The 22,953-nt window shown below is 58.2% G+C and carries 20 protein-coding genes and 1 tRNA gene; 13 read left to right on the forward strand and 8 right to left on the reverse strand.

The window, feature by feature from the left end:
* Window positions 1–13 precede the first annotated feature (13 nt).
* From ACR0FB_RS07725 to ACR0FB_RS07740, 4 genes are all read left to right on the forward strand, one after another.
* Complete coding sequence (locus ACR0FB_RS07725; RefSeq protein ID WP_152458791.1) at window positions 14–970, forward strand: ABC transporter permease; 957 nt, start codon at window positions 14–16, stop codon at window positions 968–970.
* Window positions 967–1,782, forward strand: coding sequence for an ABC transporter permease (locus ACR0FB_RS07730; RefSeq protein ID WP_171630787.1), 816 nt, complete (start codon window positions 967–969; stop codon window positions 1,780–1,782). The genes ACR0FB_RS07725 and ACR0FB_RS07730 overlap by 4 nt, the downstream gene beginning before the upstream one ends.
* Window positions 1,779–3,416, forward strand: a complete 1,638-nt coding sequence (locus tag ACR0FB_RS07735; protein ID WP_480619961.1) for an ABC transporter ATP-binding protein — start codon at window positions 1,779–1,781, stop codon at window positions 3,414–3,416. Before ACR0FB_RS07730 ends, ACR0FB_RS07735 begins: the two co-directional genes overlap by 4 nt.
* A 154-nt stretch (window positions 3,417–3,570) precedes the next feature.
* Window positions 3,571–4,407, forward strand: coding sequence for an alkaline phosphatase family protein (locus ACR0FB_RS07740; protein WP_480619963.1), 837 nt, complete (start codon window positions 3,571–3,573; stop codon window positions 4,405–4,407).
* Between the two features lie 23 nt (window positions 4,408–4,430).
* On the opposite strand, the gene ACR0FB_RS07745 is transcribed toward ACR0FB_RS07740, so the two are convergent.
* The 6 genes from ACR0FB_RS07745 to ACR0FB_RS07770 all read right to left on the reverse strand — a co-directional run bounded on the left by ACR0FB_RS07745 (window position 4,431) and on the right by ACR0FB_RS07770 (window position 11,308).
* On the reverse strand, window positions 4,431–5,234 hold the full coding sequence (locus ACR0FB_RS07745; protein ID WP_210092672.1) for a class I SAM-dependent methyltransferase: 804 nt from the start codon (window positions 5,232–5,234) through the stop codon (window positions 4,431–4,433).
* Between the two features lie 98 nt (window positions 5,235–5,332).
* A complete protein-coding gene (locus tag ACR0FB_RS07750; protein WP_480485382.1) occupies window positions 5,333–6,256 on the reverse strand; it encodes an alpha/beta hydrolase in 924 nt (307 codons plus the stop codon).
* A 12-nt stretch (window positions 6,257–6,268) separates the two neighbouring features.
* Window positions 6,269–8,158, reverse strand: coding sequence for an acyl-CoA synthetase (locus ACR0FB_RS07755; protein ID WP_171630777.1), 1,890 nt, complete (start codon window positions 8,156–8,158; stop codon window positions 6,269–6,271).
* Window positions 8,159–8,318: 160 nt separating this feature from the next.
* Window positions 8,319–10,139 carry an ABC transporter transmembrane domain-containing protein gene (locus ACR0FB_RS07760; RefSeq protein WP_480619965.1) on the reverse strand — a complete coding sequence of 607 codons (1,821 nt, stop codon included), beginning with the start codon at window positions 10,137–10,139 and terminating at the stop codon, window positions 8,319–8,321.
* A gap of 129 nt (window positions 10,140–10,268) precedes the next feature.
* A tRNA-Gly gene (locus tag ACR0FB_RS07765) sits at window positions 10,269–10,342 on the reverse strand.
* A 93-nt stretch (window positions 10,343–10,435) separates the two neighbouring features.
* Window positions 10,436–11,308, reverse strand: a complete 873-nt coding sequence (locus ACR0FB_RS07770; RefSeq protein WP_171630773.1) for a MurR/RpiR family transcriptional regulator — start codon at window positions 11,306–11,308, stop codon at window positions 10,436–10,438.
* Between the two features lie 127 nt (window positions 11,309–11,435).
* Here ACR0FB_RS07770 and ACR0FB_RS07775 point away from each other — a divergent pair, with 127 nt between their 5' ends.
* The 7 genes from ACR0FB_RS07775 (at window position 11,436) to ACR0FB_RS07805 (ending at window position 19,289) form a co-directional block, all read left to right on the forward strand.
* On the forward strand, window positions 11,436–12,197 hold the full coding sequence (locus tag ACR0FB_RS07775) for an N-formylglutamate amidohydrolase (RefSeq protein ID WP_480490724.1): 762 nt from the start codon (window positions 11,436–11,438) through the stop codon (window positions 12,195–12,197).
* Between the two features lie 16 nt (window positions 12,198–12,213).
* On the forward strand, window positions 12,214–12,732 hold the full coding sequence (locus ACR0FB_RS07780) for a TRAP transporter small permease subunit (protein ID WP_152458809.1): 519 nt from the start codon (window positions 12,214–12,216) through the stop codon (window positions 12,730–12,732).
* Window positions 12,732–14,057 (forward strand): TRAP transporter large permease, encoded by a 1,326-nt coding sequence (locus ACR0FB_RS07785; RefSeq protein WP_171205339.1) that lies wholly within the window; start codon window positions 12,732–12,734, stop codon window positions 14,055–14,057. Before ACR0FB_RS07780 ends, ACR0FB_RS07785 begins: the two co-directional genes overlap by 1 nt.
* Before the next feature lie 67 nt (window positions 14,058–14,124).
* Window positions 14,125–15,156: a TRAP transporter substrate-binding protein gene (locus ACR0FB_RS07790; RefSeq protein ID WP_170343589.1), complete on the forward strand. Its 1,032-nt coding sequence runs from the start codon at window positions 14,125–14,127 to the stop codon at window positions 15,154–15,156.
* A gap of 90 nt (window positions 15,157–15,246) precedes the next feature.
* Window positions 15,247–16,599 (forward strand): glutamine synthetase family protein, encoded by a 1,353-nt coding sequence (locus ACR0FB_RS07795; RefSeq protein ID WP_171205338.1) that lies wholly within the window; start codon window positions 15,247–15,249, stop codon window positions 16,597–16,599.
* Between the two features lie 94 nt (window positions 16,600–16,693).
* Entirely contained in the window at window positions 16,694–18,076 is a 1,383-nt protein-coding gene (locus tag ACR0FB_RS07800; RefSeq protein ID WP_480619967.1) for an aldehyde dehydrogenase family protein, read from the forward strand.
* A gap of 67 nt (window positions 18,077–18,143) precedes the next feature.
* Window positions 18,144–19,289, forward strand: a complete 1,146-nt coding sequence (locus ACR0FB_RS07805) for an iron-containing alcohol dehydrogenase (protein WP_480619969.1) — start codon at window positions 18,144–18,146, stop codon at window positions 19,287–19,289.
* A gap of 60 nt (window positions 19,290–19,349) precedes the next feature.
* Here ACR0FB_RS07805 and ACR0FB_RS07810 read toward each other — a convergent pair whose 3' ends face one another.
* Both ACR0FB_RS07810 and ACR0FB_RS07815 read right to left on the reverse strand, forming a co-directional pair.
* Window positions 19,350–20,582 (reverse strand): HlyD family secretion protein, encoded by a 1,233-nt coding sequence (locus ACR0FB_RS07810; protein WP_171630763.1) that lies wholly within the window; start codon window positions 20,580–20,582, stop codon window positions 19,350–19,352.
* Window positions 20,579–20,983: a hypothetical protein gene (locus tag ACR0FB_RS07815; protein WP_245217997.1), complete on the reverse strand. Its 405-nt coding sequence runs from the start codon at window positions 20,981–20,983 to the stop codon at window positions 20,579–20,581. The genes ACR0FB_RS07810 and ACR0FB_RS07815 overlap by 4 nt, the downstream gene beginning before the upstream one ends.
* A gap of 186 nt (window positions 20,984–21,169) precedes the next feature.
* On the opposite strand from ACR0FB_RS07815, the gene ACR0FB_RS07820 reads away from it, so the two are divergent.
* A complete protein-coding gene (locus ACR0FB_RS07820; RefSeq protein ID WP_209832397.1) occupies window positions 21,170–22,243 on the forward strand; it encodes an NAD(P)/FAD-dependent oxidoreductase in 1,074 nt (357 codons plus the stop codon).
* Window positions 22,240–22,893: a DUF938 domain-containing protein gene (locus ACR0FB_RS07825; protein WP_480485392.1), complete on the forward strand. Its 654-nt coding sequence runs from the start codon at window positions 22,240–22,242 to the stop codon at window positions 22,891–22,893. Before ACR0FB_RS07820 ends, ACR0FB_RS07825 begins: the two co-directional genes overlap by 4 nt.
* Window positions 22,894–22,953: the final 60 nt, after the last annotated feature.

Here is a 22,953-nt window from a genome sequence, read left to right on the forward strand (position 1 = left end):
CGGGCATCGGATAATGCATCCTATCATAAAACTGGTTTCCCAGCGCCTCGCGCTGGGAATTCTATTGCTGTTCGGCGCTTCGGCCTTGATTTTTGGCCTGACCGAAGCTCTTCCCGGAGACGCCGCGCAAGCCGTCCTGGGGCAGTCCGCAACCCCCGAGGCCTTGGCCAACCTTCGCGAAGAAATGGGCCTGAACCGCCCGGCCCTGACCCGTTATTTTGAATGGCTGGGCGGCATCGTTCAGGGCGACCTTGGCCAATCGCTGACCAACAAGCTTGATATTGCCGAGAGCATCGGAAAACGCCTCGGAAACACGTTGTTCCTGGCTTGTGTCGCGGCAATCGTATCCGTCCCGCTTGCGATCTTTCTGGGTCTGCTGGCTGTCCGGTTCCGCAATCGCTGGCCCGACAAACTGATTTCCGCCGTCACGCTGACAACGGTTTCCATCCCCGAGTTCCTGATCGGCTACGTCGTGATCTACTATATCTCGGTCAAACTGGGATGGTTTTCCTCGCTTGCGATGATCAACGACTCGATGTCGTTCTGGCAAAAGCTGAACGCGATTGCGCTGCCGGCCTTCGTTCTGACACTGGTGGTCCTCGCGCAGATGATGCGGATGACCCGCGCTGCAATTCTGAACCTCATGCAATCAGCCTATATCGAAACGGCCGAACTCAAGGGCCTGAGCACATTTCAGGTCATCGCGCGGCATGCCTTTCCCAACGCAATCTCACCCATCGTGAACGTTGTCATGCTGAACCTCGCCTACCTCGTTGTTGGCGTCGTCGTGGTTGAAGTGGTGTTCGTCTATCCCGGCATGGGGCAGTACCTTGTGGACGCCGTGACCAAGCGTGACGTGCCGGTTGTTCTGGCCTGCGGCGTGGTATTCGCGGCTGTTTACATCGGCCTGAACATGGTCGCGGATATCGTCTCGATCCTCGCCAACCCAAGACTGAGGCATCCGAAATGAAAAACATCCCTCTTTCGGCTCTGATTGGCCTCATATTCACCGGCGCCTATTTCTTCGTGGCCATTGCTGCCCCGTTGATCGCGCCTTACGGGATGGCAGAAGTGGTCGGCGATGTATGGGAGCCGGCCAGCGCCGAACACCTGCTGGGCACCGACAATATCGGCCGCGACCTGCTGACCCGCATGATCTATGGCGGGCGCACGACGATCTTCATTGCCGCCGCCGCGACATTGCTCAGCTTCTTGACCGGTACATCGCTTGGTCTTCTGGCCGCCGTTCTGGGCGGTTGGGCGGATCAGGCGCTTAGCCGGACGGTCGATCTGATCATGTCGATCCCAACCCTGATCCTTGCGCTGGTCATTCTGGCCATCGTTCCGGTAACTGTCCCGATCCTGATCCTCGTCATGGGCCTTCTGGATGCGACACGCCCTTATCGCCTTTCGCGCTCCGTCGCCGTGGACATCAACGTGATGGATTATGTCGAAGCCGCGAAACTGCGTGGTGAGGGGCGGACATGGATCATCTTCCGGGAAATCCTGCCGAACGCATTGTCACCGCTGGTGGCCGAGTTCGGCCTGCGGTTCATCTTCATGGTGCTGTTCATCTCTACCCTGTCTTTCTTGGGTCTTGGCGTTCAACCGCCGCTGGCCGACTGGGGTGGCATCGTGAAGGAAAACAAGGACGGCATCGTGTATGGCATTGGCGCGGCCCTGTACCCCGCGGTGGCCATCGCGACGCTCGCGATCTCGGTCAACCTTGTGGCTGACTGGATCCTGAACCGTACTACATCGCTGAAAGGAGGTCGGGGATGAGTGATTCCCTTCTCAAGGTCCGTGACCTCAAGATCGGTGCAACCGTTTACCCACCGGGTGAGAAACCCCATGACATCGAAATCGTGCACGGGGTCAGCTTTGACCTCGAGCGCGGCAAGGTATTGGGTCTGATCGGTGAATCCGGCGCTGGGAAATCCACCATCGGTCTTGCCTCGATGGCCTATGGCCGGGGTGGCGTTGAAATCACCGGCGGCGAAGTCTGGGTCAACGGGCGCGACATCCTGAAATCATCGCATGTCGATATTCGGAATCTGCGCGGGGGCGAGGTTGCCTATGTCTCGCAATCTGCCGCCGCGTCGTTCAACCCGGCCAAGAAGATCATGGATCAGGTTGTCGAAGCGGCTGTCGAGCACAAGAAGTTTTCGCGCAAAGAGGCCGAGGCCCGCGCGCGCGAGCTGTTCGCAAAGCTGGGTTTGCCTGACCCTGACAACATCGGCAACCGTTATCCGCACCAGGTTTCGGGCGGTCAGTTGCAGCGTTGTATGACCGCATTGGCACTGTGTCCTGAACCCGATCTGGTGGTGTTCGACGAACCGACCACGGCGCTGGATGTTACCACCCAGATCGATGTTCTTATGGCGATCAAGGATGCCATACGCGACACCGGCGTTGCCGCTTTGTACATCACCCATGACCTGGCCGTGGTTGCGCAGGTCAGCGACGATATCATGGTTTTGCGGATGGGTGACACAGTCGAATACGGCAGCACCGATCAGATCATCAACAACCCTCAGGAAGAATATACTCAGGCTTTGGTCTCGGTGCGTTCGATCGAGCACGAAGAAAAGCAGCCCACACCGGAACCGCTGCTTACCGTTGACGGGATCACCGCGCGCTACAAGGGGCTGAACTTCGACGTGCTGCACAACGTCAATGTCGAGCTTCATCCGGGGCAAACGCTGGCGGTCGTGGGCGAATCCGGTTCGGGCAAATCCACGCTGGCCCGGGTGATCACCGGCCTGTTGCCGCCGCGCGATGGCGAGATCCGTTTTGCCGGTCGCACGCTGTCGCCGGACCTTGCGGGGCGTTCTCGGGAGGATCTGCGCGAGTTGCAGATGATCTATCAGATGGCAGACGTGGCAATGAACCCACGTCAGACCGTCGGCACCATCATCGGCCGCCCGTTGGAGTTCTATTTCAACATGCGTGGCGCTGAAAAGCGCAAGCGGATCATCGAGCTGTTGGATGAGATCGAGTTGGGCGAAAAGTTCATCGACCGCTATCCTGCGGAACTGTCCGGAGGTCAGAAACAGCGTGTCTGTATCGCCCGGTCACTGGCAGCCAAGCCCAAGATGATCATCTGTGACGAGGTCACTTCGGCTCTGGATCCGCTGGTGGCAGACGGGATCCTCAAGCTGCTGCTGGACCTGCAAAAGATCGAAGATGTGGCCTATCTGTTCATCACCCATGATCTGGCGACGGTCCGCGCGATCAGCGACAGCATCGCGGTGATGTATCAGGGTCGCGTGGCCCGTTATGGCTCGAAGAGCCAGGTGCTGAGCCCGCCCTTCGACGATTATACCGACCTGCTGCTCAGTTCGGTGCCTGAAATGCACCTGGGCTGGCTGGAAGAGGTTGTCGCCCATCGCAAGATGGAAAGCGCCGGCAACTGATCCGGTTCGTGACATTTCGATGAAGGTTTGAAATCCCGGCACCTTGTGTGAAGACAGGTGTCGGGATTTTGCTATTGGGGGCGCAAAGTGGCAGCCCGAGGACGTCGAATCTCTTAGGGTCGCCGGAATGCAATGTCTCTCAAAGGGCCTCGACATGGACCGCAAGCTACTCCTTATCATTCTGGACGGTGTCCCCTATCGCAACTTTCGCCGCCTGTTCGGCAATCTCGAAGGCTGGGTCGACAGCGGAGAAGCACGCGTCTGGAAACTGCATGCCGTGCTGCCCTCGATATCGGCCAGTTGCTATGCGTCGATCCACACCGGCGTGACGCCGCAAGAGCATGGCTGCACCGGAAATGGAAACGTCTTCCGGCTGAACCATAAGGACGTGTTCAGCCAGGTGCGTGAAGCCGGTGGTGTGACCGGGGCGGTCACACACAGCTATTGGTCGCAATTCTTCAACCGTCATCCCTTCGATTACGTCCGCGACATCGAATATGACGAACCCGAAAGCGCGACGATCAACCATGGCCGTTTTCACAGCATGACGGGCTATGGCAAAGCCAACCAGATGACGCCATCCGATGTCGACCTGTATGCCACTCTGACCAATCTGTGCCTGCGTTTCGGGCTGGGCTATGGCATTCTGCACACCTGCACGCTGGACAGTATGGGCCACCGTTTCTTCCACGATTGTGAAGAAATGGATCACGCTTGCTTTGTCGCCGACGAAATGCTCGCCCCTTTCATCCCCCGCTGGCGCCAGTTGGGATATGAAGTGATCGTCACCGCGGATCACGGCCAGGACGAGCGTGGGCACCACGGCGGGCGCGGCCCGCTGCAACAGGAAACGGCGCTGTACTATTTCGGCGACGCCGAAGGGCCAGACTCAGATACCGTCATAAGCCAGTTGCAATTGGCCCCGACCATCCTGAGCCGAATGGGTGCCCCCATTGCTGAGACAATGAAGGCCGAACCGTTTCTGCGGTAATGCGCACGCAGCTTCGGGGTCACTTATGCGGCCTTCGCAGCCACCACTGTCGCAAACACCTGATATCCATAAAGTGACCCGTTTCGAGCACGTCTTTCGTGCTCGGCTACAAGCCCCTCTGCCAGTTCTTTTCCGATATCACCCCGCTCGTACATTTGCTTGGTGGTCAGGTCGACCCAAGGCAACATCTGCTCGGGTGTCGAGACAACTCTGCTCTGCACGTCGAAATGTTGCACGGAAAGTCCGGCATCGGAAATCATTGACCTGAGTTTTGCGACGACAAAAGGATCGGTCACAAACTCGCGTACAAATTCCTTTGCACACATATCCAGTGGATCATTCGGAAAAGCACTGAAGGTCGCTTTTGAGAAATCAGCGTCACAGACGATCAAGATCCCATCGGGTTTCAGCACTCTGAAGGCCTCGACAACCAACGATTTGGGGTCTTCTACATGCGTGAGCACCGTGTGCATGATGACCGCATCGACGGCATCATCCTCCAGCGGAAGCGCGGCACCGTCGGCAACCTTGAAAGTCAGGTTCGAATATTCCTTGGCCCGCGTGCTGGCTTCCGAGACAAATCCTTTTGAAGGCTCGAAACCTATGACGTTCGCCGGGTGGCAGTGTGATGCGATGCGACGTGTGACGGCGCCTGCACCGGCGCCAACCTCAACAACCGTCGATGCATCCGTGACGTTCAGGTGGCCCAGATACGCGGCAACGATCTGTTCCATCGTCGGGTCCGCTTGCCGCTGGTCCATCGAATCCGCAAACAGCTTGATGAATTCCGGCCCTGCGGCATCGACGTTCTGAAAGGGGTCGGCCATAAGGTAAGATCTCCTTGGAAATTTTGAGTGAGCTTACCACAGCCAGCCGATTTTCGGCATACAGGCCTCAAAAGGACCTGAGCCTTCAAATCATTGCATCAGTCGTAGGACCAGATCCCCTGCCCCAGCGCTTCTATCGCAACCGAAATACGCTCAAAACTGTCGGCCGCACGTTTCACCGCAGTTCGTGCGCGCAGATATCCGTGCACAAGACCGAATTCATTGATCCAGTGGGCCTGCCCGCCCGCCGCATTGATCCGACTGCAATAAACTTGCCCGTCGTCACGCAGCGGATCGCAATCAGCCGTTACAACCACGGTCGGTGGCAGGTTTGAATAGTCACTGTCCTGCAATGGCGCATAGGTCGGATCGCCCTGGGGCGGATCGCCCGCGCATCGGATGGTTTCATAGAACCTGATTTCGTCCAGCGTCAGCAAGGGGGCCTGGGCATGTTCCTGGTAGGACCCCTGACTGCGGTCCCCTCCGAGGCCCGGATAGATCAGCACCTGCCCAAGAATCCCGTCCAAACGCCCGCGCGCGTAGTGGGATACAGCAGCAGCCAGATTTCCACCGGCGCTGTCACCGGCCAAAATCAAAGGGTCTCCGAATTCGTTTGCGGCCCAGTTCGCAGCGCTCCAACAGTCGTCAAACTGTGCCGGGTGCACATGTTCAGGGCACAGCCGGTAATCGACGGCGACGACCCGATACCCGGTTTGGGCGCATAATTCAGCGCAAACATCGTCGTGACTTTCCAGACCACCAACAACGAACCCGCCACCATGAAAATAGATGACGGTTCGGGTTGGTTGCCCGGCAGAGTAAATTCGAACCGGAACACCATCGGCCGCCCGGTCTTCTGTTTCCACGCCAGCCGGGCGTGGTTGGCGAAAGTCCTGACACATGGAGTCATAGACACGGCGCTGATCCTCGATCGACAGCTCGACAGCGTCATCGGGATAGCTTTCGGCCGTGCGACGTATGAACGCCCAGGTTTCTTCGTCGATCAGGCGTTCATAGTCCATTGTCCCTCCGGCTTATTCAGACCACTCCCATGGCCGGGTGTATACGCCCAGCACTTTTGCAACATCGTCTTCCGAAGATCCGTTCGCGTCAAGCTGCGCGACGAGGCCGCGTTTCTTATCATCAATGACAGAAACCACTCGCGCCGCCAAACCGGCATCCTCGAGGGCACCGTTGTAGATACGAGTGATGGCCTGTTTCCGCAGATCAGGCTTGAACACCTTGCCAACGGCCGTTTTGGGCAGCTCATCCAGAATGGTCATGTGCTTGGGTTGCGCCGCGCGTTCATGCACGTGAACCTTGCAGTAATCCATCAGCTCTTTCTCGGTGACAGACGCGCCCTCGACCAGCTCGACAAAGGCGCAGGGAACTTCACCGGAATGCGCATCCGGCTGGCCGATGGCACCGGCAAAAGCAACGGCCTCGTGACCCAGCAAAGCCTCTTCGATCTCGGCAGGGTCGATGTTGTGACCGCCACGAATGATCAGGTCCTTGGCGCGACCGGTGATCCACAGATATCCATCTTCGTCGAAGCGCCCCAGATCGCCCGTGCGCAGGTACTTGTCGAAGTGATACAGGTTAACGTTCTTGTCGGCCTCAGTGTAAGTATTGCCCGCATAGACACCAGGGTTCGAGATGCAGATCTCACCGATTTGATCAGTGTCGCACTCGGTCGGTCCATCTGGCCCATCCTGCAAGATCTTGACGTCTGTATAGGGGAACGGAATACCGATCGATCCAATCTTTTTCTCACCATCCACCGGGTTGCACGAAACCAGACACGTGGCCTCTGTCAGACCGTACCCTTCGACAATGGTGACGCCGGTCGCTTCTTCAAAGCGGCGGAACAGTTCCACGGGCAGCGGAGCCGAGCCCGAGAAGGCCGTTTTTACGCTTGAGATATCGGCATCGACCGGGCGCTGCATCTTGGCTGAAATCGCGGTTGGCACGGTGATGATGAAGCTCACCTTCCAACGCTCGATCAGCTTCCAGAAATTGTCGAACACCCCGTCGCCGCGATATCCCTGTGGCGTCGGGAAAACCACATGGGCACCGGATGATACGGCCGCCATCACAATCACATGCACCGCAAAAACGTGGAACATGGGCAGCGGGCACATGATGACGTCGTTTTCGTCAAACAGAAGCGTGTTCCCCAACCAGCCGTTGTAGATCAGGCCGGAATACTTGTGCTGCGCCACCTTCGGCATACCCGTGGTACCGCCGGTATGGAAATAACAGGCGACACGATCTTCCTTGCTGTCTTCAAACGTCAGCTTCGTCGGTTGCTTGGCCAGTTCCGTGTGGAAGTTCTTGTAATCCGCATGGGCAAGCTTTTCCTTGTCGCCCATCTTGGGGCGCAGAAACGGCACCAGCCATGATTTGGGCGGGGTCAGATACCGGTTCAGGTCGATTTCCAGAATGGTATTGACCTTGGGTGCGTGGCGCACCGCCTCTTCGACCTTCTGCGCGACATCTGTTTTCGGGAAAGATTTCAGCGTCACCACGACCTTGGCACCGGTCTCGCGCAGGATCGCGGCAATCTGTTCCGGTTCAAGCAAGGGGTTGATCGGGTTCACGATCCCCGCAACCGCGCCGCCCATCATCGTGACCAGTGTCTCGTTGCAGTTGGGCAGCACATAGGCGACCACGTCCTTTTCACCCACACCCAGCGAGCGGAACAGGTTCGCCGCCTGGTTGACCTGAGCCAGAAGTTGCGACCAGGTCAGGGTCTCGGCCTTGTCCTTCGGGCCCGAGAACAGTTGGAAGCTCATGGCATTGTGGTTGGGGAACTTCCCTGCGGTGCGCGACAAAAGCTGGTGGAAGGTGACAGGCAAATCCCGATCCTCCCACGGCATTTCCTGTTCCATGCGCTTCTTGTCTTCCAAACCCACAAAGGCCATGTGGTTCCTCCCGTATTATTCTCCCGCGTTTTGCGCGGGCTTGTTGTTCGCAACCAAGATGGAAGCAAAACGAACCTCGCGCAAGCGAGGCCTTAGCCTTCAAGGGGAGTAAAATGTAGAATGACGCTACGGCGAATTCGCAAGTGCCGGAGCGTCACTCTTATTCTGCGGCGACACCATCGGTGAACTGCAACCGGGCAAGGCGTGCATACAGCCCGTCCTGAGACACCAGATCCTCATGGCGGCCTTGTGCCACGATGCGGCCTTCCTCCAGCACGACGATGCGGTCGGCTTTCTTAACCGTCGCCAATCTGTGCGCGACGATTAGGGTCGTGCGGCCGGCGCGCATCTTGTCCACCGCGCCCTGCACTGCGCGTTCGCTTTCCGCATCCAGCGCCGAAGTCGCCTCGTCCAGCAGTAGAACCGGCGCGTCGCGCAGGATTGCGCGGGCAATGGCAATACGCTGCTTCTGCCCCCCAGACAGCATGACACCGCGTTCGCCGACAAAGCTGTCATATCCTTGCGGCAAGGCCGCGATAAAATCATGCGCGGCAGCGGCCCGCGCGGCGGCCTCGACTTCTGCATCCGAGGCGTCCAGACGGCCAAAGCGGATGTTTTCCCGCGCGGATGCGGCAAAGATCACAGGATCCTGAGGCACCAGAGCCATGTGGCGGCGGAAATCAGACCGGTTGATGTCGCGCAGATCAAGACCGTCCAGCGTCACGCGGCCCGAGTTCGGATCATAGAACCGTTGGATCAGTTGGATCACGGTTGTTTTTCCCGCCCCGGATGGCCCGACGAATGCGACCGTCTCGCCAGGTTTCACCAGAAGCGACAGATGATCCAGTGCAACCGTATCGGGCCGCGCGGGATAGCGGAAGCTGACATCTTCAAACCGGATTTCGCCCTGAATGTTCTTGGGAAGCGCTTTGGGATTGGCAGGGTCGGTCACGGTATCTTCTGCATGCAGTAGCTCGACCAGACGTTCGGTGGCCCCCGCGGCACGCTGAAGTTCGCTCCAGATTTCGGACAGGGCGGCGACCGAACCCGCCATGATGATCGAATAGATGACGAACTGGATCAGAACACCTTCGGTCATCACGCCATTGCGTACGTCATTGGCACCCATCCACAGAACGCCGACAATGCCGGAAAAGACCAGAAAAATTACGATGACAGTCAGCACCGCGCGGGTTTGAATACGGCGCAGCGAGACGGCGTAAGATGTCTCGGTCATCTCGCTGAACTGCTGGCGGCTGGCCAGTTCATGAGAAAATGCCTGAACGGTCTGTACCGCGCCCAATGCCTCACCCGCGTTGCCGGACGAGGCCGCGATCCAGTCCTGATTCTCGCGGCTGATCACGCGCAGACGGCGGCCAAGTACAAGGATCGGCACGATGACCACTGGGATCAGCAACAACACCAACCCGGTCAGCTTGGCGGATGTCAGCAGCATCAGAACCAGTCCGCCAATGAACATCAGCATGTTTCGCAGGGCAATGGACACGGACGAGCCGAGAACAGATTGGATCAGCGTCGTGTCAGTGGTGATCCGGCTTAGCACCTCTCCGGTCATGATTCGCTCATAGAATTCCGGGCTCATACCGATGACCCGATCAAACACCGCCTTGCGGATATCGGCCACCACCCGTTCGCCCAGACGGGTCACAAGCGCATACCGAATACCGGTGCCCACGGCCAGAACGGCAGCGATGACCAGCGCTGCCAGAAAATACCAATCCAGAAGCTCTCCATCCTGAATTCGGAAATTGTCGACCACGCGCCGCACCGCCAATGGCAGCGTGAGGGTCATGCTGGCCGTCAGAATCAACGCCAGCGTCGCGCCGATCATCAGGAATTTGTAGGGTTTCATGAACGGCCAAAGCGAGGCCAGAACCCCAATCCTCTTTGAACGGGCGCGTTCCTCGGAAGCTCCGGGCGCGGCGGTATGCGTTGGCTTGCTGGCGGCTTGTCTTGCCATGTCTGGCCCTTGTGTCCTGAACCGTACTGAGTGACCGCTTTCTTGGAGGTAGCGGCAGGTATGGTCAAGCATCACAACCGCAATCGGCAGGTCGAAAGGGCCATTTGACGCAGAATTTCAGGGAAGGCGTGGAGCGGGTAGACGGAATCGAACCGACATAGCCTGCTTGGAAGGCAGGGGCTTTACCATTAAGCTATACCCGCAAATGGTTTGCGCTGGTTAAGTCATGCTTTCGGGATCGTCAAGCCGGAAGTGGCAAATTTAGTGGCGCAATTTTTCCGACACGGCTCGGCCCGTCAGTCCTGATTGCGAAATATCCGGGTCGAGGAAAAGAACCGCTCCAGTTCTTCGATCCGCTCCTTGCTTTCTTCCCAACGCGCCTCCTGCACTTCGGCAATCAGCGTTTCCGAGATCAACTGCAAGGCAATGGTCGAATCCCAACTGGATGGCGCCTCGACCAATGCGTGGAAGGAATAATTGGCGGTCTTTCCGATCGGCGATCCCCATTGGTCCGTAAACAGAACAACGGTGACGCCGCGGCCCGAGGCAACCTGTGCCAGCTTCTCCAGATGCGCCTCGTAGCGGCGGATGTCGAAGATCACCAGAACGGATGATTTATCCATATCCAAAAGGTATTGCGGCCAGACATTCGCCGAATTGCCCAGCATCGTCACGTTGGGCCGGATGATCTGCATGTGATTGAACAGATAATCCGCATTTGACCGCGTGATGCGGCCACCAACGACATAAAGATGGCGCTCTGTCTCGGCCAAAAGACGCGCGACGGCGTCGAACATCTCTTTGTCCAAACGTTCCAGCGTGTGGCGCATGTTGGTCCATACGGCCTGGGCAAAGCGCGTTGTCGGATGTTCTGCCTCATCATCCACAACCCAGGCGTCCCGTTTCGAGATCGGCTTTTTGATCTGCGCCGCAACCTCTTCGCGCAGCGCATCCTGCAAGTCGGGGAACCCGTCAAACCCAAGCTTGCGCGCCATGCGAATGACGGTCGGGGTCGAAACCTGCGCCGCAGCGGCCAGCTTGGTGATCGATTGCAAACCGGCCATGGGATAATCCTGCAACAGGACCGAGGCCAATTGACGTTCAGACCGTGTCAGATCGTCCAGTTCATCCTGAATCCGCTGTTTGACAAGTTTGGCAACGGTGGCCATCGGCGCCCTCGTTTCTTGAATTTGTTACAGAATATGTTCGTTTGAAATTTTGTCTACAGAAATTTTCTTGACAGGTGAGAAGTTGCTGTAACAAATGCTACCTATGTGTCACGAGACCGAGTCATCATTGCTTTTGCCGACCGAAGCCCCGGCAGCCCGCGTGCTCAATGCGCACGGTTGCGCGCCTGCCGTGCTGATATGCGAACATGCAAGCCGGTTTATTCCGGCCGCGCTGGATGGATTGGGGCTGGATGAGGCGGCGGCCAGCTCACACGCGGCCTGGGACATCGGCGCGCTGGACCTGTCGGTGGAGCTGATGGGCGCTTTGGATGCGCCGCTGGTCCACTCGCGCGTCAGTCGCCTTGTTTATGACTGCAACCGCCCGCCCGAACGCGACGATGCCATGCCGCAGGTCAGCGAAGTGTTTTCCATTCCCGGAAACATGAACCTGACAGATGCTCAGCGCGCCCAGCGGGTTCGCGACGTGTATGAACCTTTCAAAACACTGGTTTCATCCACTTTGGACGAACGGCCCAAACCTCCGGTTGTCATCACGATCCACAGTTTCACGCCCGTCTACAAGGGAACCCCCCGAACGGTAGAGCTGGGGATTCTTCATGACGAAGACGACCGCGCCGCGCAGCTGATGCTGAGCCACGCGGAAAGCTCGGGATTGCGCGTGGCTTTGAACGAACCTTACTCGGCCACGGATGGCGTCACGCACACGTTGCGCGAACACGCGGTCCGGCGCGGGCTTCCAAATGTCATGATCGAAGTTCGAAACGATCTGATCGACACAGTAGACGGCGTGAACCGCATTGCGGGATTGCTGACGCCAATTCTGCAATCGGTCATCCAAGACTTATCGCACGCAGAGGCGAAACCATGAGAGCAGAGGTATCGGGATGAATTTCATGCGGGGATATGTGGCGGTCATTGACCGCACAAACCGCTGGATCGGACGCTTCGTCATGTACGGCATCTTCGTCATGATGGGCATTCTGCTCTGGTCCTCGATTTCAAAAACCTTTTTCCTGCCATCGCTTTGGACCCTGGAAATGGCCCAGTTCGCAATGGTCGCCTATTACATTCTGGGCGGCCCCTATTCGATCCAGATGGGGTCCAACGTCCGCATGGACCTTCTGTACGGCGAATGGTCCGACCGTCGTCGCGCGTGGACGGATGCGATCACCGTCCTTTTTCTAATCATCTACCTGGGCGTGATGATCTACGGCGGATACGACTCTCTGAGCTATTCGCTGCAATATGGCGAACGCAGCCCGACCGCGTGGCGTCCATATCTGTGGCCAATCAAGGTCATCATGGTCGTGGGTCTGTTCCTGATGTTGCTTCAGGCGATCTCGGAACTGTTTAAAGATATTCTGCGCCTCAGGGGCGATGACATCCCGCGCGAGGTGATCTGATGTCTTACGAATTGATCGCCATCCTGATGTTTTCGACCATGATGTTGATGCTGCTGACCGGTCAGCGCGTTTTTGGCGCGATTGGATTTGTCGCCGTGATGGCCGCCCTGTTTCTGTGGGGGGATCGCGGCGGCTATGACATTGGCTTTTCGGCCGCCATGAAGCTGATGAAATGGTACCCGCTGCTGACCCTGCCGATGTTCATCTTCATGGGCTATGTTCTGGCCGAATCCAAAATTGCAGACGATCTGTACAAGATGTTCCACGTCTGGATGGGGGGCCTGAACGGCGGGCTCGCGATTGGTACGATCGGTCTTATGGTGCTGATCTCGGCCATGAACGGGCTGAGTGTCGCAGGCATGGCCATCGGCGCGACCATTGCGCTGCCGGAACTGCTGAAACGCGGCTATGACAAGAAAATGGTGACCGGGGTGATACAAGCCGGATCGTCATTAGGTATTCTTGTGCCACCCTCCGTCGTGCTGGTTCTTTACGCGATGATCGCGCGCCAGCCTGTCGGGCAGCTCTGGCTTGCAGGGCTGCTTCCCGGGCTGATGATGGCCGCAATGTTCATCCTTTACATCGTGATCCGCTGCCGCATCAACCCGGCGTTAGGGCCCGCCTTGTCAGCCGAGGAGCGCGACGTGCCCATGGCAGAGAAACTGCGCCTGTTGCGCGCGGGCCTGCTGCCCCTGGGTATTTTTGCCGCGATGATGGTGCCCTTCGTCAACGGCTGGACCTCGCTTGTTGAAAGCTCGGCCATCGGTGCGTTGACGGCGTTCGCCGCGGCCATCCTCAAGGGCCGTATGACACGTGAGGTTTTCGAGACGTCTGTACGGTCAACGCTGGGCATCACCTGTATGTTCATGTGGATCATTCTGGCTGCGCTTGCCTTTGGCGCTGTTTTCGACGGTTTGGGCGCCGTTCGGGCAATCGAGAACCTGTTTACCGAACGGCTGGGCCTCAACCCGTGGGTGATCCTGATCTTGATGCAGCTCAGCTTTATTCTGATGGGCACGTTTCTGGACGATACGGCCATGCTGGTGATCGTCGCGCCTTTGTACGTGCCGCTCGTGGGTGCATTGGGGTTCGACCTGATCTGGTATGGGGTTCTGTACACGATCACCACCCAGATCGCCTATATGACGCCGCCCTTCGGCTACAACCTGTTCCTGATGCGCGCGATGGCGCCGCCAGAGATATCGCTGCGCGACATCTACGGTTCGATCCTGCCCTTCGTGATGGTGATGACGCTGGCGCTGGCGATCATCATGACATTCCCGCAGATCGCGCTGTGGCTGCCTGAATACATCTACAACAAATGATCCCGGATCAAACCGGGGCTTCGCGGGCAATCCCCGCACAATCGAAACTGACCAACGGAGAGAGAGAATGACGAACAGACGTACATTTCTGAAAGGTGCTGCGGCCGCTCCCGCCGCTGCTCTGGCGACGCCTGCACTGGCGCAATCGACCATCAGATGGCGGATGCAGACCTATGCCGGCCCGGCGCTGGCCGAACACGTGATCGACCCGGCCATCAAGATGTTCAACACGATCGCCGGAGACCGGATGCAGATCGAGCTGTTCTATGCCGACCAGCTGGTTCCGACGGGCGAGCTGTTCCGTGCCATGCAGCGCGGCACGATTGATGCCGTGCAGTCGGATGATGACTCGATGGCGTCGCCCACCGAGGTCACCGTGTTCGGCGGCTATTTCCCCTTTGCCTCGCGCTACTCGCTGGACGTGCCGGTTCTGTTCAACCAGTACGGGCTGAACGAGATCTGGGACGAGGAATACTCGAAAGTCGGCGTCAAGCACATCTCGGCCGGTGCCTGGGACCCGTGCCACTTTGCAACGAAGGACCCGATCAACAGCCTGGCAGACCTTCAGGGCAAACGTGTGTTTACCTTCCCGACCGCGGGCCGCTTCCTGTCTCAGTTCGGCGTTGTGCCGGTCACCCTGCCCTGGGAAGACATCGAAGTCGCGGTTCAAACCGGAGAGCTGGACGGCATCGCGTGGTCCGGCATCACCGAAGACTACACAGTCGGCTGGGCGGATGTAACCAACTACTTCCTGACCAACAACATCTCGGGCGCCTGGGCCGGTTCGTTCTTTGCCAACATGGATCGCTGGAACGAGCTGCCCGAAGATTTGCAGACCCTGTTCCGCGTCTGCACCGATCAGTCACACTATTATCGTCAGTGGTGGTACTGGGGCGGCGAAGCCAGCCTGCGCGTCAACGGAGACAAGATGCAGCTGACGTCGATTCCGGACGAAGAATGGGCAACCGTCGAAGCCGCGGCCGTTGCCTTCTGGGACGAGATCGCAGCCGAATCCGAAACCAAGGCGAAGGTTGTTGAAATCTTCAAACAGTACAACGCCGACATGCTCAAGGCTGGACGGCCCTACCGCTACGGCTAAGAATTGGCCAAGCGACCCGCCCCTTGCGTGGGGGCGGGTCTGAAAGAACGAAAGGCCGATGAAGGATTTCGGCAAAGACAAAGGTGGCACATGCTCACGTTCGAACATCTGAAAACGCAGGTATCCGAAGGTTCGGTTGATACGGTTTTGGTCTGCATGGTGGACATGCAGGGCCGGTTGATGGGCAAGCGTTTTCACGCGGGCCATTTCGTGGCTGGCGCATGGGAAGAGACCCATTGCTGCAACTACCTTCTGGCCACCGATCTGGAGATGGCGACACCCGATGGCTACGCCTCGACCAGTTGGGAACGGGGCTATGGCGATTATGTCATGAAACCGGACCTCAGCACCCTGCGCCCGGTGCCGTGGCTTGAAGGCACGGTGATGGTGATGTGTGACGTGCTGGATCATCACACGCACGAGGAAGTGCCGCACGCGCCGCGTTCAATCCTGAAAAAACAGGTCAGCCGTTTGAAAGCCATGGGTTATGACGCCATGACGGCGACCGAGCTTGAGTTTTTCCTGTTCGAGAAAAGCTTTGACCAGATCCGCAAGGAAGGATTTCGGGATCTGGAGCCGATCTCGGGCTATAACGAAGACTATCACATCCTTCAGACCACCAAGGAAGAGCATGTGATGCGTCCGATCCGCAACCATCTGTGGGATGCGGGCATTCCGGTTGAGAACTCCAAAGGTGAGGCCGAGACCGGACAGGAAGAGCTGAACATCAAATACGCGCCCGCGATGGAAACGGCCGAGTATCATTCGATCGCCAAGAACGCTGTGAAAGAGATCGCGTGGCAACATGGTCACGCAGCGACGTTCCTGCCGAAATGGCACCACGAGAAAGTCGGCAGTTCATCCCACGTGCACCAGTCACTGTGGGCGGATGGACAGCCTGCCTTCTATGACGCCGGGGACGATCTGGGCATGTCGGCGCTGATGAAAAGCTATATGGCTGGGCTGCTGAAATATGCCCCTGATTACACTTATTTCATGGCACCTTACATCAACAGTTACAAACGCTTCATGAAAGGCACCTTCGCGCCAACGCGGATCATCTGGTCTGTGGACAACCGCACCGCCGGGTTCCGCCTGTGCGGTGACGGCACCAAGGCCGTACGCGTCGAGTGCCGAATTCCGGGCTCAGATATGAACCCCTATCTGGCGATGGCTGGCATGCTGGCGGCAGGGATCGCGGGCATCGAGGAAGGGCTGGATCTGCAACCGCCGACCAAGGGCGACGTTTATCAGGGTGAGACTGCCATGATCCCGGGCAACCTTCGTGCGGCGCGGGATGCGCTGCACGGATCGGTCATGTTGCGCGCGGCCATGGGCGATGACGTCGTCGACCACTATACCCGTGCCGCAGAGGTCGAGATCGAGGAGTTCGAACGCGTGGTCACGGATTGGGAAATTGCCCGCGGGTTCGAGCGGGCGTGAGGTCGGGTCACGCTGGGGGCTCTGCCCCCAGACCCCCGGGATATTTTGGGCCAGATGAAGCAGGGATCCTGTTTCTTTCGGAAATGGAGTGAAAATGGGGCAGATGTTGAAATGTGTCTCGCCGATCGACGGATCGGTTTTTGCCGAACGTGAAGTGTTGTCGCGAGAGGCCGCGTTCGGGGCCGCGGCGCGTGCTCGGGCTGCTCAGGCGGAATGGGCAGCCCGTCCGTTGCAGGAGCGGATCGATCTTGTGATGGCGGGTGTGGCCGCCGTTGGCGCCATGAACGATGAGATCGTGCCGGAACTGGCCCATATGATGGGACGCCCGGTGCGTTATGGCGGCGAGTCCGGTGGATTCAACGAACGCGCCAGCCATATGGCGGAGATTGCCGAGACGTCCCTGGCAGATATCGCCGTCGGCGAAGACGAAACGTTCAAACGCTACATTAAGCGCATTCCTCATGGGGTGGTCTTTGTGGTGGCGCCCTGGAACTATCCCTATATGACGGCGATCAACACGGTCGCACCGGCGCTGATCGCGGGCAATACGGTCGTCCTGAAACACGCGACACAGACGCTGCTGGTGGGCGAGCGTATGGCAAAGGCGTTCCATTCGGCAGGTGTGCCCGAGGACGTGTTCCAGAATGTGTTCCTGAGCCATGACGTGACCAACGACCTGATCGCGGGCAACGCATTTGACTTCGTGAACTTCACCGGATCAGTCGGCGGCGGTCAGGCGATGGAACGTGCCGCGGCGGGCACGTTTACCGGCGTCGGCACCGAGCTGGGCGGCAAGGATCCCGGCTATGTCATGGACGACGCCGACCTGAATGCCGCGGTCGACACGCTGATTGACGGTGCGATGTTCAATTCGGGCCAGTGTTGTTGCGGAATCGAGCGGATCTATGTTCACGAGAGCCTTTATGATGACTTTGTCGCCAAGGCCGTGGACATTGTGAAGGGTTACAAGCTGGGCAATCCGCTGGATGCCGAGACAACGATTGGCCCGATGGCCAATGTGCGGTTGGCCGATGAGGTGCGAGCCCAGATCGCCGAGGCGGTTGCAGCCGGTGCGGTCGCGCATATCGACACCTTCGCAGAAGACGATGGTGGCGCGTACCTGACACCGCAAGTCCTGACCAATGTCACTCATGACATGCGCGTGATGCGGGACGAAAGCTTTGGGCCCGTGGTGGGCATCATGAAAGTGTTCTCGGATGAGGAGGCCATCGCCTTGATGAATGACAGTGAGTTTGGCCTGACTGCCAGCCTGTGGACCCGCGATGTGGATCGTGCAGCGCGGGTAGGTGACCGGATCGAAACAGGGACCGTGTTCATGAACCGCGCCGATTATCTGGACCCCGGCCTGTGCTGGACGGGCTGCAAGAATACCGGGCGCGGCGGCGGTTTGTCCGTCATCGGATATCACAACCTGACACGTCCCAAATCCTACCACCTCAAAAAGGTAACGGGCTAAGGACGACGGCCTGCTTCGGACCCACCCCCTCGCCGAAGCAGGCCTTATTTTGCAAAGGAAACCTGACATGACACTTGTTGGAAACTGGTCCTATCCGACCGCCATCAAATTCGGAGCCGGGCGCATCAGGGAATTGCCCGAAGCCTGCGCCGCCGCCGGAATGAAGAAACCATTGCTGGTCACGGACAAGGGGCTGGCCGATCTGCCCATCACCAGCGCGACACTGGACATCATGGAAGCCGCGGGACTGGGCCGCGGCCTGTTCAGCGATGTGGACCCCAACCCGAATGAGAAGAACCTTGAAGCCGGAGTTGCGGCCTATAACGCAGGTGGTCATGACGGGGTGATCGCCTTTGGCGGCGGCTCTGGTCTGGATCTGGGCAAGATGGTCGCCTTCATGGCCGGTCAGACGCGCCCCGTTTGGGATTTCGAGGATATCGGCGACTGGTGGACACGAGCCGATGCCGATGTGATCGCGCCAATCATTGCCGTTCCGACCACCGCAGGGACAGGATCGGAAGTGGGCCGCGCGAGCGTCATCACCAATTCCGAGACCCATGCCAAGAAGATCATCTTTCATCCCAAGGTTCTGCCGACCGTGGTGATTTGCGACCCGGAGCTGACCGTCGGGATGCCCAAGTTCATCACGGCAGGAACTGGCCTGGACGCCTTCGCGCATTGTGTCGAAGCCTTCTCGAGCCCACATTATCACCCGATGAGCCAGGGCATCGCGCTGGAGGGTATGCGACTGGTGAAGGAGTATTTGCCCCGTGCCTATGCAGACGGCACCGATATCGAGGCCCGCGCCCAGATGATGAGCGCCGCTGCCATGGGCGCAACGGCTTTCCAGAAGGGCCTTGGCGCGATCCACGCGATGAGCCACCCAATAGGTGCGGTATTCAACACCCATCACGGCACCACGAACGCCGTCTGCATGCCCGCTGTGCTGGACTTCAACGCCCCGGCCATTGCAGACCGGTTCCAGCAAGCTGCGGCATATCTGGGCATCGACGGCGGCTTCGATGGTTTCCGCGCCTTCGTGCAGAATTTCAACGACAGCCTTGGCATCCCCCGCACATTGTCCGAATTGGGTGTGACCGAAGCTTCTATCCCAGAGCTTGTCGAAGGGGCGATCATCGATCCGTCATGCGGCGGCAACCCGATTGAGTTGACGAAAGACAACCTGACGCAGCTGTTCAAAGCAGCGCTTTAAGAAACCAAAAGGCCCGGCAAAACTTGCCGAGCCCTTCGCGTTCGGATTGCCAAGATCAGATCAATGCCCGGTCAAAACCAGAGTGTTCACCGGCATCAGGATCAAACGCAGGCGCAGACCCGCGGCATGTACCACGCCGATCGTGTCGACCACGTGCAGAAAGGCCGCCTCCCAAAAGCCCAGATCCTCGTGCTCCAGCCGCTCGTGGTTGTCTGTGTAGACATTAGCCAGACAATTGCTGCCCGGCGGAATGTCATCGGCCATACCTTTGTATAGCGGCTCCATATAGACCAGAATCGAGCCCGGATTGTTGTTGGTCTGCACGTCCCGCAATTCGTCCGATGGGCGGATCTGGCCCGACGGGATGACATCCTGCACCTCGACCACCACGGTGGGGATCACGGTGAATGGCTTTGTCATGCAGCCCAATTCACCAATCATGCCCGGCTTGATAACCTGGGCAGAGAGCTGGTTGAAAGCGGCCTGAAAACGATCATGCCCTGTGTGCGATGGCACAAGAATGCCCGCGGGGCGCAACAATGGGCTTACGTAGTCACCGACCTGAAGGCCGAACTGTTCGACCCGCCCTGTGACGCCCGCGGTGATCACCGTCTTGTCCAACTCGGTCTGCGCAGCATCCAGTTGCGCAATGGCACTGGCCAGCTGCGCGGGGATCAGTTCTTCGATCTGCTGCTCAACCGCAGCACGTTTGGATTCCGCTGCAAGAACCTGGGCCTCTCGCTCGGCGACAAGGTTTTCCAGCCTCTCAATCTCGGCCAGTCTTACGGCGCTTGAACCCTCATCTCGCAAGGTTGTGTTGCGCTCAAGATCCTCCAGAGACTGCGCAAGCGCTGCCTTGGCACCTGCAATTCCAGCTTCCGCCTCGGCCAAATCGGTTTCCGCAACCTTAAGCGAGGCCTGCACCTGTGCAATCTGCGCATTTGCCGCCTGAACCTGAGCAGTCTGGCTGAAATCCTCGATCCGGAAGATCGGTTGTCCTGCGGTTACCAGTTCGTTGTTCTTGACGAAAACCTCGGAAACACGACCGCCCAATTGCGGCAGAATGGTCACCGTTCGGAAATAGGATGCCGCGGTTTTGCTGGCCGGATGAAAATAAAACAGTGTGGTAATGACGGTCAGCGCCAGAATGGCACAGGTGGTCAAACCCCACCGCAGTTCGTACCACATGGTGAACAAGGTAATCTCGTGACCGATCCGCTTGCCCTGTACAAAACGGCGGAACAGATAGTCGGGCAGCACCGTTATCAGGGCGCAGAGCATGGTCTCGATCATATGGCTTGCTCCTGCGCGTCGCTGGGTTCGGATTCTGACGATGCCGGCACCGTTGTTTCAGGCACTGGTTCCAGAACAGGTGACCGACCCAGAGAACGAATGGCATCGGCAATGTTTCGAAGCGGGGTGGCAAAATCCGGAAACTGAAACCCTGCGACCAATATTGCAGCAACCCAGAAAAGCCCATTATGGGTAAATAGCGCCAGCAGCGCCAGAATACCCACCAACTGAAATTGCGGGTGATTGTTTTCGTGGGCCATTTTTTCAGGAACCGAATGCAGCGTCAGGTATCCGACACCGATCAGCACCACCAGAACGACGAAAAAAACGACCATGGCGGAGAAAAGGTAATCGCTTCCGTCAGCTGCGACAACATATCCTGGAATATGCCCTGTGGCCATTGGATGAACGTCTGCTGCGGTCACCTTACCCTCCTGTTTATTTTGATACTTCTTTGACCGGGTTGAAGCACAATTTCAAGGCTGCTTATAGTCCGGAAAACCAAACGCGTGGCGAATGAGGAGCTTTGGCGTCAGCATGAAACTCAAGGAACCTGTAGCGTCTCTTTACAGGATGGATCGCAAGTCATGATTGATTTCCTGATAATCGGAGGCGGCATCGCCGGGCTGAGCGCCGGTGCGCGCCTGTCGCAGCACGGAACCGTGATGGTTCTGGAAGCGGAAGATGCCCTGGGCTATCACGCCTCGGGCCGGTCAGCGGCGTTGTTCGAAGAAAGCTATGGACCGCCTTCGGTCGTCGCATTGAACAAAGCGGGGGCTGCCTTTCTTCATACGCAGAATGGCGGTTACCTGACCCCGCGCGGATTGATGCTGGTCGGGGCAATTGACCAGCCCGACATGTTCGAAGCCGATTGCGCCGATCTGAACATGGTGAAAATACCGATGGATCAGGCGATATCGCGCGTTCCGATTCTGGATCCGGACAAGGTCGGGTTTGCAGCCATCAGCGAAGCGGCCTTTGACATCGATACGGATCGCCTGTTGCAGGATTTCGCCCGGACCATCCGGCAAAACGATGGAACGGTTTCGACGAAAAGCAGAGTCACCGGCATTCGAAAAGAAAAGCACTGGGTGGTTGAGGCCGGTGAGATCTTTGAAGCCCGCACTCTGATCAACGCAGCAGGGGCCTGGGTGGATGAGGTTGCACAGCTTGCGGGGCTGCCCGGTATCGGCCTCACACCTCGCCGTCGGTCGATGGCGCGTCTTCCCGCCCCCGGAGGGCATGACGTTTCCATCTGGCCGATGATGCTGGGCGCCGGCGAAACATGGTACGCCAAACCGGATGCGGGCAAGTTGCTGGTTTCACCATCCGAAGCCGATCCAGTTCCGCCACAGGATGCTTATGCCGATGATATGGTGCTTGCAGAAGGTCTGGCACGGTATGAGGAACTGATGACCGAGCCTGTCACAAGGGTGGAAACGAATTGGGCGGGCTTGCGCAGTTTTGCCCCGGACGGGACCTTGGTGCTTGGGCGCGACCCGCTGGACCCTTCGTTTGTCTGGTGTGGCGGTCAGGGCGGGTATGGTTTTCAAACCTCACCGGCGGCCTCGCAACTGCTGTGCGATCTTGTTGTCGGAAACACACCCGAGCTAGAACCTGACATAATAGGCATGTTGACCCCTGACAGGCTGGAACGATGATCAAACGCAGCCTCCCCTCGTCTGCAAGCGTCGCCAATGCGTCTGAAGATGGCAAGCTGGTGGCCCCGGCAGCATCCCGGAACACGGACGCCCTGTGTGCTGTGTTGCAAGAATGGGGCCCGCCCCAGGGCCACGCATTGGAAATCGCAAGCGGGACTGGTCAGCATGTCAGGGCCTTCGCCGAAGTGCTGCCCGGGCTGACCTGGCAGCCTTCGGAAGTTGACCCTGAGCGGCGCGTGAGCATCGATGCCTATACCCGCAACCTGCCCAATGTCGCGCGGGTCGCAGAACTGGATGCAGCGACATCAGGCTGGCACAGGCGGTTTTTCGGCCAGGATCTGATCGTTTTGATAAACTTGATTCACTTGATCAGTTGGCAGGAAACCAGAACCATCATTTCAGAGGTCGCACAATCCCTGTCACCAATGGGCCGGTTCATCTTGTACGGCCCGTTCAAACGTTCGGGCAAACTCATCAGTGACGGGGATGTCCACTTTCATAAGGCTTTGATCCAGCAAGACCCGCAAATCGGCTATAAAAACGACGTGGACATTCTGAACCTGTTCGAAAACGTCGGCCTGCTCGCGCTGGCACCGGTCGAAATGCCTGCCAACAATCTAGCGTTCATTGCCGAACGCCCTGACGTCTGATCGAGATCAAAGTCAAACAGCCGCAACCCAATTCATATTCCAGTTGCTAGATATGAAGAA

Source organism: Ruegeria sp. P10 (assembly GCF_056534925.1).